At 37.3% G+C, this 13,926-nt stretch carries 8 protein-coding genes; 4 read left to right on the top strand and 4 right to left on the bottom strand.

All coding sequences use genetic code 11. The features are described from left to right. Window positions 1–14 precede the first annotated feature (14 nt). Genes FW780_RS00715 through FW780_RS00700 form a run of 4 tightly spaced genes read right to left on the bottom strand, consistent with a single transcriptional unit; the run spans window position 15 to window position 8,167 of the window. Window positions 15–2,237: a glycoside hydrolase family 3 N-terminal domain-containing protein gene (locus FW780_RS00715; RefSeq protein WP_149831748.1), complete on the bottom strand. Its 2,223-nt coding sequence runs from the start codon at window positions 2,235–2,237 to the stop codon at window positions 15–17. Between the two features lie 9 nt (window positions 2,238–2,246). Further along, window positions 2,247–3,671 carry a glycoside hydrolase family 30 protein gene (locus tag FW780_RS00710; RefSeq protein WP_149831747.1) on the bottom strand — a complete coding sequence of 475 codons (1,425 nt, stop codon included), beginning with the start codon at window positions 3,669–3,671 and terminating at the stop codon, window positions 2,247–2,249. A gap of 3 nt (window positions 3,672–3,674) precedes the next feature. Next, a complete protein-coding gene (locus FW780_RS00705; protein WP_149831746.1) occupies window positions 3,675–5,234 on the bottom strand; it encodes a RagB/SusD family nutrient uptake outer membrane protein in 1,560 nt (519 codons plus the stop codon). An 11-nt stretch (window positions 5,235–5,245) separates the two neighbouring features. Continuing rightward, the gene (locus FW780_RS00700; protein WP_149831745.1) at window positions 5,246–8,167 is read right to left on the bottom strand and encodes a SusC/RagA family TonB-linked outer membrane protein; all 2,922 of its coding nucleotides are present in this window, start codon (window positions 8,165–8,167) and stop codon (window positions 5,246–5,248) included. A gap of 176 nt (window positions 8,168–8,343) precedes the next feature. On the opposite strand from FW780_RS00700, the gene FW780_RS00695 reads away from it, so the two are divergent. From FW780_RS00695 to FW780_RS00680, 4 genes are all read left to right on the top strand, one after another. Further along, complete coding sequence (locus tag FW780_RS00695; RefSeq protein WP_262714021.1) at window positions 8,344–9,528, top strand: MFS transporter; 1,185 nt, start codon at window positions 8,344–8,346, stop codon at window positions 9,526–9,528. 16 nt (window positions 9,529–9,544) lie between these two features. Further along, window positions 9,545–10,336 carry an NUDIX hydrolase gene (locus FW780_RS00690; RefSeq protein ID WP_149831744.1) on the top strand — a complete coding sequence of 264 codons (792 nt, stop codon included), beginning with the start codon at window positions 9,545–9,547 and terminating at the stop codon, window positions 10,334–10,336. A 128-nt stretch (window positions 10,337–10,464) separates the two neighbouring features. Beyond that, window positions 10,465–11,643 (top strand): acyl-CoA dehydrogenase family protein, encoded by a 1,179-nt coding sequence (locus FW780_RS00685; protein WP_047422691.1) that lies wholly within the window; start codon window positions 10,465–10,467, stop codon window positions 11,641–11,643. 159 nt (window positions 11,644–11,802) lie between these two features. After that, entirely contained in the window at window positions 11,803–13,761 is a 1,959-nt protein-coding gene (locus FW780_RS00680) for a T9SS type A sorting domain-containing protein (RefSeq protein WP_149831743.1), read from the top strand. Window positions 13,762–13,926: the final 165 nt, after the last annotated feature.

The raw sequence follows: 13,926 nt of genomic DNA, 5'->3' as shown, positions 1-13,926 counted from the left end.
TACTTCTACTGAATTTATTTTGTCCAGTTAATTCTTTTTGTCTGAACATGTTGAGAGTCAGTTCCAATCATAATATCGAATTCTCCGCTTTCCCAGTCGAAATTCAGATTGTCATCAAAAAACTTCAGGTCTTCCGGTGTCAACTTAAATTCTATTTTTTTACTTTCTCCTTTTTTGATGAGTACTTTCTGGAAACCTTTCAGTTCCTTTACAGGTCTTACCACTTTACCGAAAAGATCTCTGATATAAAGCTGAACGACTTCCTCTCCATCATATTTTCCCGTATTGGAAACAGTAACGCTGATATTCAGAGTCTGGTTTCCTGTAAGGCTTGTTGAACTTAAGACCATATCAGAATATTTAAAATCAGTATAGCTTAAACCATATCCAAACGGATATTTCGGATCATTATCAAGGTCTATATATGCTGAAACATAGTTTCTATCTGTATTATTTTTTGCCGGTCTTCCTGTATTATAATGATTATAATATACAGGAATCTGCCCTTCAGTTCTTGGAAAGCTCATCGGAAGCTTTCCTCCAGGGTTCACAGTACCAAACAGAACGTCTGCAATAGAATTTCCGGCTTCAGTTCCCAACCACCATGTGTACATAATTGTAGGAATATTGTCTGCTGCCCAATTGAAAATCAAAGGTCTCCCTGCATTAATCATCAAAATAATTGGTTTTCCTGTTTTCGCAATTTCTTTCAACAGGTCTTCCTGCACTCCTGTAAATCCGATAGCACTTCTGCTTTTTGCTTCTCCGCTCATCGCATGGCCTTCACCCAATGTCATAATTACCACATCAGCTTTTTTAGCTGTTTCTATGGCTTCTGCAAACTGGGTTTTATCCTGATCATCAACGTTACAGCCTTTTGCATAGAGTAAAGTAGAGTTTTTATCCAGTTGATTTTTAATTCCGTCAAATTGCGAAACTATTCTTTGGTTATCATCTTTGAAGGCAATAGACCAGAAACCGTGATTGGCCACTGTTTCTTTACCAAAAGGGCCGATTAAGGCAACTGTTTTTGTAGTTTTTGAAAGGGGAAGAATATTTCCCTGGTTTTTAAGAAGTACAATACTTTTTGAACCAAATTCTCTCCCGAATTTTCTGTTTTCCTGATTATCGGTTTGTTCTTTCTGTCTCTTTTCATTGCTGAACCTGTAAGGATCATCGAAAAGGCCCATTTCAAATTTCTTTGTTAAAATTCTTCCCGTTGCATCATCTACCAGTTTGGGATCCACTTTTCCTTCTTTCACCAATTTTGGAAGTTCCGCCATGTATACACGGCTTTCCATATCCATATCGCTGCCACCCTGTATTGCCTTTTCTGCTGCTTCATTAGCATCTTTAGTATACCCGTGAGGAATCATTTCCCCAATACTTCCCCAGTCTGAAACTACAAAACCTTTATAGTTCCATTTTCCTTTTAACAGATCTCGCTGGATATATTTATTGGCCGTTGCCGGAATTCCATTGATGTCATTGAAAGAGTTCATAAAAGTTGCTACTCCGGCTTCCGCAGCAGCTTTGAAAGGAGGAAGGTATGTTTCATTCAGCTGTCTGAGACTCATATCCACAGAATTGTAATCTCTCCCACCTACTGCTGCACCGTATGCTGCAAAATGTTTTGCACAGGCCATCACTGCATCAAGACTTCCCAAACCTCTTCCCTGAAATCCTTTGATCCTTGCCAATCCTATTTTTGTTCCCAGATAAGTATCTTCTCCGGAGCCTTCCATTACTCTTCCCCATCTCGGATCTCGGGCGATATCCACCATTGGAGCAAACGTCCAGTGAATACCATAAGCTGCAGCTTCCGTTGCAGCGATTCTTTCTGATTTTTCTATCATTCCAAGATCCCAGCTTGCCGCCTGTCCAAGATTTACAGGAAATGTGGTACGGTATCCGTGGATAACATCCTGACCAAACAGCAAAGGTATTTTCAACCTTGACTGCATAGCCAATTTTTGAAATGCTTTAGTTTCTTCTGATCCTGCAACGTTCAGCATTGATCCTACTTTTCCTTTTTTAATTTCTTCCAAAACAGCTGCCGAATTGGATTTTTGCGGTCCTGTAGCATACTCAAACCCACTGTATTGTACCATCTGCCCTACTTTTTCTTCAAGGGTCATTTTAGACAGCAATTCTGCTACTTTCTGATCAATTGTTTTCTGTCCGTAAGCATTCATTCCCAATGCGGAAAATGCCAGTAAGAAATAAGCTCTTTTCATAGTATCAAATTAAAAAATATAGGTTGCTGTAGAATGTCCTGAAATTGTTACAGCAGCGGTTTTACCGGCAAATTTAATATTAAAATTCTCATCTGAAGGGTTATCGTTCTGCACAATTAAAACTATTTTCTCAAATTGAGTCTTAAAAGCAACAGTGGATAGCTTATCAGTCTGTGTAGAAGCAATACGACGGGCACCCGCAGGAACAAATTTTGAAGCATGGGCAATAATATAATAGGAAACATTTCTTGTGAAATTTTCACTGTCGGCAACTGTAATAGCTCCTTTACATTCTGTACATCCTCCGTCTGTATGCGGAGCGTATTTCGGATCGTTGGCAAGATTCCATTCTAAAGCGATTTTGCTCCAGTTTCTCATAGACCCGATGATTACATTTTTCGTGTGCCAGTTCAGGTCTTCGGTAAAAGTTCCTTTTGATCCGGTCCACTGTTCAGTAAAATATAGGTTTTTATCCGGAAAAGCATCATGCACGGTACTTAATGCTGAAATATCTCCTTCATACAAATGAAAAGCAGATCCGTCTATATATTTGTTTGCTTCAGTGTCTTTTAAAATATCAATGGCATATTCAGGTTTGTTGCAGTTATGATCATACACCACAATTTTAGTGGTGATTCCATTGGCTTTAAAAACCGGACCTAAATGATTTTTAATAAAATCTCCCTGCTTTTCAGACGGCATGTATAAACTGGGATTATTTCCCGGGTGTAGAGGTTCATTCTGGGGGGTTACTGCATCAATGGTGATGCCTTCTTTTTTCATCCCCTGAATGTATTTTACAAAATACTGGGCATATGTTCCATAGAATTCAGGTTTTAAGCTTCCTCCTTTTGAACTCCCGTTGTCTTTCATCCAAACCGGAGGTGACCATGGCGCTGCAATGATTTTTATTTTTGGATTGATTGTTAAAATCTCTTTTAACATAGCAATCAGATTTTTATCTTTTGTCAGGCTGAAATTTGACAGAGAAGGATCCGTCTGTCCTTCCGGCAAATCATCGTATGAAAACACTTCGCCATCAAGATCGGAAGCTCCGATACTTACTCTTAAATAACTGATAGAAATTGAGTTTTTATCAGTTCCAAAAAGCTCGTTAAGCAGTGCTTTTCTTTTGGAAGGAGACAACCGGTTGATCACCTCAACACTTCCTCCTGTTAATGTATATCCAAAGCCATCAACATATTGAAACTTTTGAGAATCATCAATTTCAATATTCTGAAAGCTGTTGGTGTTATTTACAAATTTAACAGAGGTCTGCTGTTGTAATTTTACACTTCCATCACCTTTTGTAAGCCAATACTGTACTTCGTTTCCGTTGTTGGAAGCAACTGATGTACATGACAAAGAAAAAAGGGCCACACCACTAAGTAGTGCGGCACCTCTAAAGAAACTATATAAGTTGTGAAACTTCATGGGTTAGTATCCGGGATTTTGTTTTAAAGCTGTATTCGGCAATTCATTGAAAGGAATTGGAAGAATTTCATTTTTATTGGCTTTAAATCCTTTGAAGGCAAGCTTAGAAGGAGCATCACCCCATCTTACAAGGTCAAACCATCTGTGCCCTTCCCCGGCAAGCTCTCTTCTTCTTTCATCTTTAATAGCCTGTAAAGAAACAGGAACCGATGTTAAGCCAACTCTTGCTCTTACTGCATCTAATAAAGCCTGGGCTCTTGCTCCTGTACCTCCTAAAGCTTCCGCTTCCATCAGATAAGTATCTGCTAATCTTATCGCGATATAATTTTGTCTGAAATTTAGCTCTGCAGGACCAGGAAGTGAGGTTTTCAGTGCATTTGTAGGAAGATATTTATTAAGGAAATATCCGGTATCTGCAAAAGCTGACCCATAAGATATCTTACCTTCTGCCACCAGTTTTTTAGCATTGAAAACAGTCACATCCAGCCTTGGATCTCCCTGCATAAAGCTAACATAATTCTCTGTAACAGTATTAAATGCCCAGCCGGAATAGATATCCGGTGCATCATTATTCGGGATATTTTTTAATGAATAAGAACGAGGACCTACCATTACGTTGATAGAGTTTCCTTCATCCTTGCCCTGTCCCCAGAATCCCCAATCAGAACTTCCTTTATTGGTATGCATTATTTCAAGGATAGATTCTGATAAGAATTTGTATTTATTTGGATCCGGATCGGTTTCCAAAGCAACTTTAAATAAATCTGCATAATTTGCCACAAGCTTGTATCCATATTGACTGGTTCCCCCTGGTGTACCATTTACTTGGGCAAATTGTGCAGCCGCTTCAGACATTTTTTTATCATAAAGATAAATTTTACCTAATATAGCTCTGGCCGTTCCTTGTGTAATTCGCCCTTTATCACTGATACTTGGCGTCATCATCAGATCCGGAATCGCAGCAAGCACATCACCTTCTATCTGTGCATAAACATCACTTGATTTTGCCTGTGGTATATTCCAATAATCATCTGAAACTGTTATGCTTTTGAGAATTAGAGGAACATTTCCAAACATTCTTACGAGTTCAAAATAATATAAAGAACGTAGAACTCTGGCTTCTGCAATATATCTTTTTTTAAGATCTTCACTCATTGAAGCTCCAGGAACTTTTTCTATTACAAGATTAGCACGTGCAATTCCCTGATAATAATCTTTCCAGTAGCTGGCCGGCATTGTATTGGGGTTGATCATATAGTTATTCATCCCCTGAATACCTGCTCCGTCATTAGAACTTCCTCCACCGGAATAAAAGTCATCAGATCCTGCATTGAAAAATGTAACGGTATTCTCGAATCCACTGGAGTATTTTCTTAAAACATCATAGACGGAAATCAATGCGCTAAAAGACTGCTGTTCATTTTTAAAATATGAATCAGTACTAAATGCCCCGGAGTTTTGTACTTCATCCAGATAGGAATCACTACAACCTATATTCGTAAAACTCAGACCTGTCAGAAACGCAACGGCAAGTCCTTTATATATAAGATTTTTATTTTTCATTTTGTTGGTCATTAAAATTGAATATTAGCTCCTATTAAGAATGTTCTGGCTTGAGGATAGTAAGCTCTGTCTACACCGATAATATCCTGTTCAGAGTTATTTCTTCCCGCAATTTCAGGATCATATCCTGTATATTTTGTGAAAGTAAGCAGGTTTTCTCCAGTGATATACAATCTTACTTTACTCATTCCAAAACGTTTGGTAACATCCTGAGGAATGGTATAACCTAACTGAACAATTTTCAGACGTACATAATCTCCTTTCTGAAGGTAGTAATTGGACATCCATGAATAGTTGTGATTAGGGTCATTACGGGTAATTCTCGGATTATCATTGGTAGATCCCTCACCTGTCCATCTATCTAAGATTTTTGTCTGATAATTGGCATCAAGCAAATCTAATCTTCTTAAACCCTGGAAAATCTTGTTACCGGCCTGCCCCTGTGCAAACATCATCAGGTCAAAATTCTTATAGCTCATATTCACGGTAAGTCCAAAAGTATATTTTGGTATAGAGCTTCCTAAGTTCACTTTATCATTATCATCAATTTTACCATCTCCATTATTATCCTGCCACATAAAGTCTCCTGGTTTTGCATCCGGTAATAGTTTTACGCCGTTGGCATTTACATAATTGTCAATTTGTGCCTGATTTTGGAAGACTCCACCATATGTATACCCGTAAAATGATCCGTAAGGCTGCCCTACTGCAACTCTGGATACCGCTCCCATGGTTTGGAAAGATGCCAGGTTGAAATATTCAATATCATCTTCTAGTCTAAGAACTTTGTTCTTTATGGTAGCAAAGTTACCATTCACTGAGATGCTGAAATCCTGCCAATTCTTTTTGTACCCCAATTCAAGCTCTATCCCGGTGTTCTCCATATCCCCTACGTTTGACCAAGGTAAATTAGGAACCCCTACATATCCTGGGATATTGATTTGTCTAAGAATATCGGTTGTTTTCTTTTTATACCAATCTGCTGTTAAGGTAAAATTGTTGAATAATTTTAAGTCTGCAGCAATATTCAGCTGGCTGGTCTGCTCCCATTTAAGGTTTGGATTTTCCAGTGTACTAGGCGCATAACCAATGATGATATTATTGCTGGAGTTGGTATAATTACTTCCGGAAACCATGAAACTTGCAAATCTGAAGTTATCCATTTCATCATTTCCTAATACCCCATAACCCCCTCTTAATTTTAAATTATTAACCACTTTATTTTCTGGCCAGAAGTTTTCCTTATGCACATTCCATCCCAGTGACATAGATGGGAAAGTTCCCCAATGCTGATTGGTTGCAAATTTTGAAGAACCATCTCTACGAATTGTTCCTGTGAATAAATATTTATCTGCATAATCGTAAATAATTCTACCAAAATAAGATGCTTTACGGGTCTCTATTCCATCCCATCCTTTCGCAACAATATTATCCTGAGAAATATCGAAGTTGAAGGAAGCATCCTGCCAATTATCTATAGGCAGGTTACTATACGTCAAACTAGTTCCCCCAGCAATGTTGTATCGGTAAACTCCCTGACCTACCATAATGTTGATATTATGATCGCCAAACTTATTCTGATAAGTTAGAGTATTTTCCATACTCCACTCGAATTTATTTTCCTCCACCTTGTTCAGACTATTGAAGTTGGTATTGTTAAAATTCGGACTCAAATAATATTTCGGTGTAAAAGTACGGCTTCCCCAATAAGATTTTTTACCATTTAAACTTGTTTTGAATGTAAAATGATCAAGAAACTTAAGTTCTGCAAAAACATTTCCAACAAAATCATCAGACCAGTTATTATTACCCTGCTGTATGTGACGGAAAGCCTGAGGATTGGTCATTTCATTATTTACATACTGTGAAATTCCGTACGGACGTCCCTCAGAATCACGGATGATATAAGGGTTGGTATAACCACTCGGGTCTACCATTGACCAATCTGTTACGACAACGGGAGTGGTAGGATCCAGGTTAACTGCTGAAGCCAACGGTCCTCCAAATTCTTCGTTTGCACTTACTCCCTGAGATTTCACATGGGTATATGCAAAGGTTTGCCCTATTGTCAGGTAGTCTGTAACTTTATGGGTTGAATTAAATCTCGCATTGATTCTTTTGTAAAAAGAAATATCACTCAATACAATACCAGACTGATCAAAATACCCGAACGATGTATAGTATGTTGATTTTTCGTTACCTCCTGTAATGCTTACTTCATGAGAGGATTTTTCACCTGTACCAAAAATAGCATCCTGCCAGTCGGTTCCTTTTCCAAATGATTCCGGATTGGTAAATCGAGGAGTTCCGCCGTCGTTTACAAAGCCTTCGTTGATAATTTTAGCATACTGCGTAGCATCCAGAAGGTCCAGTTTTTTAGAAGCATTGGAGAAACCGTAGAACCCATTGTAAGAAAGAGTCAGTTTTCCCTTTTTACCTTTCTTCGTAGTAACTAATATTACTCCTTTTGCAGCAGAAACTCCGTAGATTGCAGATGAAGCTCCATCTTTTAAGACTTCAATACTTTCTATATCAGACTGATTGAGCCATCCGATATTATCTACAACAATACCGTCTACTACCCACAAAGGACTGTTACTTCCTGCCCCAAAACTGGTAATACCTCTTACACGCACGGTGGCAGCAGCTCCAGGCTGTCCGGAATTGGTCACTACAGAAACTCCGGCTGCCCTTCCCTGTAATACCTGTTCCGGCTTACCAGATGGAATATTTTCAATATCGCTGGCTTTAATACTTGCTATAGCTCCCGTTACATTACTCTTTTTCTGAGTTCCGTAACCAATCACTACAACTTCGTCTATTTTGTTTTCTTTAGCAATTGTGTCCTTTACCTTGGTGGTCTGGGCACTGAAGTTGGCCGTAAAATAGAGGACGGCAACCACTCCTACGCTTCGTGATATTCTTACATTCATATACAGTTATTGTTTAATTCTCAAATTGAGACAATAAAAATATATTTTTTTTCAATTAATTAACATTCTATTCATAAATATTTTAATTTTTCTTTTATTTTTCAGGGTTAGAAGCCCTATCTTCGCATCAATATTTCATAAAATTTCACAAAAAAACAATAAAGAAGTCTCCCAAAATGATCATCAAGCAATCTAAAATTTCTCTCCCGCTAAAACTTACCTTTCTTATTTTTTCAATGGTTTTGAACTGTATGGGGCTTATCATTCTGCAGTTGTCCGAAGAGAAAATAACGTATGGAGAATTGGGTTTTTTAGAATCTTTTAAGGACTTGCCGATTGCCTTTATTTCTCTTTTTGCAGTAAGCTTCATCAACAAAACGGGAACAAAAAAAGCATTGATTTCAGCTTTGGTCATCGTTGGATTATGTTCCTGTCTGCTTCCGTTTGTTGAGGTTTTCTGGTTTTTCAAATTATGGTTTGCCATCATTGGAGCTTGTTTTGCGATTGGTAAAATCTGTGTTTTTGGAATTATCAGGAATAATATTTCGGATGAGAAATCGTTGGCAAAGACCATGAACAGCGTAGAGGCTTCTTTCATGATCGGAATTTTTGTTGTTAATACCTGCTTTGGATGGGTAGTATCCAGTGAATATTCTGAATATTGGAAGTTCTGTTTTTTATTAATTGCTTTCTTATCAGCATTAACGATATTCTTATTATCAAAAATTACAATTTCTGAAGCTAAACCTTTGGAAAGTAAAAGTGTATTCTCTGAACTTTCAGGGTTTGTGACGCCTTCTATAACATTATTTCTTGGGGTTATATTTTTTATCGTTTTTGTAGAACAGGGATTCAACTCCTGGCTTCCGTCTTTTTATAAAAACCACCTGAAAGTCAATTCATTTTTTGCCCTTCAGGCCACCTCTTTTCTGGCAGTATTTTCCTATGCAGGCAGAACAATAACAGCCAATATTATCAGAAGATTTTCATTGCCGGGCTACTATCTTTCATGCATGGCTTTTATTATTTCTTTATTGGTCATTATTGTAAGTGTGCAGTATTTTGATTCAGCAGATTCTAGGATAATTCTTTTCTTATTTCCGGTGATCGGTTTGTTTTTGTCCCCCCTCTATCCTGTTATCAATTCAAAAATGATTGCACAGATGGACAAGGAAAAAGTAAACTTATTCACTTCTCTTATTGTTATATTTTCCTCACTGGGCAGCTCTGTAAGCTCGATTATCATGGCTGTTCTGTTTGAAAAAAAATTATTAGACTTTTATCCGTTATATATCTTATCTTTCGTCCTTGTTCTTTTTGTTACCAGTTTAGTATTTTTTAACGTTTCAAAAAGAAAATAGTTTTATTTTTACAGCCATGAAAATCAAAGACACAAAAAGTAAAGAAACACTTCGGGAACTTATCGATACTAAAGATTTTGTTGCCCATATCTCTGTTGACTGTACTATATTCGGCTTTCATAATAATATTTTAAAAGTTCTTCTTTTAAAGTATCATGACTTGGATTTATGGTCACTTCCGGGTGGTTTTGTTTTCAATGATGAGGATTTAAGAGAAGCTGCGGAAAGGGTTTTATTCGAAAGAACACATCTTAAAGATATATTTCTGAAACAATTTCATACGTTTGGAAGAATAGACCGTACAGAAAATAATGTCCATCAGATTCTTCTTAACAATAAAGGAATTGAGGTACCGGAAGATCACTGGATTTTTCAAAGATTCATTACAGTGGGTTATTGCAGCCTTATTGATTTTTCAATGGCCAATACCTTCCCTGATGCCTTCAATGAAAGCTGTGAATGGTTTGAGGTAAACAACTTGCCCAAGATGGCCTTTGATCACGACAGAATCATAGAAACTGGATTAGAATACCTGCGGATGAATATCAATACAGAAGTTGCGGCCAGCAATCTTCTCCCTGAAAAGTTTACAATGAAAGACCTTCAGTCTCTTTACGAAACCATTTTAGGCCAGAAATTCAGAAGGAATAATTTCCAGCGCAAAATTTTAAGTTTAAATATTCTTGACAGGCTTGAAAAATTGTATGATGGCTCAGCCAATAAAGCCCCTTATCTATATAAATTTAAAAGCAAGGTTCACAATTCTACCAATCAGTATCCTATCTCCAATGATGAAGAGGATGCTTAAAAAACAAAATTTATCTTATAAACAAATAAAAAGAACATTATCTGTCTGAAAACCAACCTTAAGACAAGTTTTCAAAAAAATTTTCAAGACACCACGAAAAATGTTACTTTTAACCAAATCAAAAAATCATGTCATATTATCCTCTTACAAGCATCCCTGATTATTATGGAATTGATGCTTTACTTACTGAAGAACACAAACTAATCCGCCAATCTGTAAGAGACTGGGTAGAAAGTTTTGTAATGCCGCAGATTGATCAGGCCGCTCAAAATCATACGGATATACCTAATCTTATGAGAGAATTAGGGAAAATCGGAGCGCTGGGACCTTATATCCCGGTTGAATATGGCGGTTCAGGATTAGACCAGATTTCTTATGGTCTGATTATGCAGGAATTGGAAAGAGGAGATTCTGCAGTACGTTCTGCTGCTTCAGTACAAAGCTCTTTGGTGATGTTTCCTATTAATGAATTCGGTTCTGAAGAACAGAAAATGAAATATCTTCCTAAGCTTGCTGCCGGAGAAATGATCGGGTCTTTTGGATTGACAGAGCCTAATCATGGTTCAGATCCAGGTTCTATGGAAACTTATTTTAAAGATATGGGAGATCATTATCTTTTGAATGGGGCTAAAATGTGGATCACTAACTCTCCTCTATGCGATATCGCTGTGGTATGGGCAAAAAATGAAGAAGGAAAAGTACAGGGATTGATCGTTGAGAGAGGAATGGAAGGATTTACTACGCCAGAAACTCACAATAAATGGAGCTTAAGAGCTTCAAAAACCGGAGAATTGGTATTCAATGACGTAAAAGTTCCAAAAGAAAACCTTCTTCCAGGAGTAACAGGACTGAAAGGACCTTTATCTTGTCTGAACTCTGCACGATACGGAATTTCATGGGGAGTAATTGGTGCGGCTATTGACTGCCACTGTACTGCTGTTCAGTATTCTAAGGAAAGAAAACAGTTTGGAAAACCAATCGGTTCTTACCAGCTTCAACAGAAAAAACTGGCTGAATTCTTAACAGAGATTACAAAAGCTCAGTTATTGTGTCTTCAGTTAGGAAATCTTAAAAATGCCCACAAAGCAACTCCGGCTCAGATTTCTATGGCAAAGCGTAATAACGTTAATATGGCTATTGAAATTGCCAGAGAATCCAGACAAATCCTTGGTGGTATGGGAATCATGGGTGAATTCCCAATGATGAGACATGCTGCTAACCTTGAATCTGTGATCACTTATGAAGGAACGCATGATGTTCACTTACTGATCACCGGATTAGACATTACAGGAATCAACGCTTTCTAAAGAAAGTCAAAATATATGAAGAGAGTCTGGCCAAAGGTCAGACTCTTTTATTTTACTCACATTGCAGAGAATTGATATTCAATGAATAATTATTGATGTCGTAATATTTTCATGAATTTATTAAAGTTATTACCTTAATACCATAGAAAATACATCAATATGAGAAAAATTACAACTTTTTTACTGGGCCTTACCGCCCCATTCTACTTTGCACAACAGGCTGGAGACGTCGTAAGTGCGGAACAGAAACTGGATTTAACACCACAAGGAGTCATCAATTTTATATCCAATAATCTTGGCGATCAGGATGCTCCGGAATTTGCCAGCTACCTGAATAGTTTTAATGTGGGTCTAAAGGGCTACAAGATCACTTATTACACCAAAAATGAAAACAATGTTCTTGTAAAAGCCACCGGTCTGCTTATGTATCCCAATGTAGGATTCAAATTATCAACAGTTGTGTCAGATCACGGAACAACAGACAGCAGAAATAATGTTCCGTCCAATTTTAAAGGAGCATTAACAGCTGGATTTGTTGTTGAGTTGTCTTATGTACTCAATGGCTATATTTTAATGGCACCTGACTATGTAGGAATGGGAACCGGAGACGGAGTTCATCCTTATGTAGATTATGCCACTGAAGCAGGCGCTACTATTGACTTCATTACGGCGGCCAATAAAGTACTGGGTCAATTAGGTGTTAAACGTTATGATGAGTACTTTTTAGCCGGATATTCACAGGGAGCCCATGCTGCGATGTCTACTCTGAAAAGATTAAGCATCTCGAATCCCAACAATATCAAATTCAAATACGCTTATATGGGTGACGGGCCCTATGATTTTTCCGGAGTTACTTTAAATAAGGGAGTTCTGGAAAAAGATATTTACCCGTTTACCTCATTCCTGGCCAATGTTCTTCATACCTGTAACAATACAGGATATAAAACATATAATAACAACATTTCGGAAGTTATTTCTGCGGAATATCTTGATAAATATAATTATCATGTTGTTCAGGATAACGGAGGGCTTTTATGGGGTCCTGTGATTTGGAGAAAACTCTTTACGACAAACTTCGTGAACGATGTCACAAACAACCCCAATAATAAGTTAAGACAGTGCATGAAACCAAAGGATGTATACGACTGGTACAACAAAACACCTATGACATTAGGCCACTCTACAGTTGATTTAGCCATTCCGCCTGAAAATACATCTAAAACTATTGATGTTCAACGTGGATATTATGCATGGTGGGATCTGAATAAATACAAGCTGGATTCTTTTTACTGGGGACCACTTGGTCATGTAGGCGGCATACTTCCTTTTACTTTGGCTTCTAATGCTAAATTCAATACGCTGAGAAGTGGTGGACTTCTTAATGAATGGGCCATTGCAGGATCTATTTTCGGAAAGCAGTCAACGGAAAAAAACCATGAAAAACCTACTCTTTTTTCTTCACAGATACAGCCGGATCTGGGAACCCTGCAACTGGTTGAAATTACAGACTTCAATAAGGAAAAAGTACAGAGCAGAACAGCCAATGATCATAGTTTATCAGCTTTAAAGGATGGAGTTTACCTCTTGAAAGTATCGGAAAACAACGAAAATAAAATAATTCCGTACATCAAAAACACACCTAAAGAAGTTGCTGAAAACGAAATCGTACAATCTGCAAATTCATCAGTTCTGCAATTAAAAGTTGATCAGGATGAACTTACTGCTGTAAACGTTTTTGATGAAAACAAAACACTGATCAAAAGTATTTCTCAAAAACAATATCGCGAAACCGGAGGAATTAATATACAGGATCTGGAGAATAAAAACTATACTTTTGAAGTGGTAACTCCATATTATAATCTTCAGTTTAATAAAGCAATTGGAGGTACATCGTCTTCAGAGAACAGTACTGATATTTTCACTCAAAAGCAGCAAATTATTGCAAAATCCAACAAGGATATTAAAAACATCAGCATTTATAGTATTTCCGGCGCACTGATCGTTCAGCAGGAAGTAAATAGATCACAGTTTGAATCCCGAAACTTAGAATCAGGGGTTTATCTGGTACAAATCACACTTTCTAATGGGAGAGTCATTAATAAAAAAGTAAAACTTTAGAATCAATCACTCTTATATATCTCATTTCAAGTTAATTTTTGGCACTTCAGCAATGAAGTGCTTTTTTACGTCAAATAAAACAAATAAATAACGATTAATAAAACACTGATATAAAGAATAATATAACCAATTACTTACATTTTTAATTTAAGCAATAAATCCCAT

This window comes from Chryseobacterium sediminis (assembly GCF_008386505.1).
GTDB lineage: Bacteria > Bacteroidota > Bacteroidia > Flavobacteriales > Weeksellaceae > Chryseobacterium > Chryseobacterium sediminis.
This window is presented reverse-complemented; position numbering and strand designations above follow the sequence as displayed.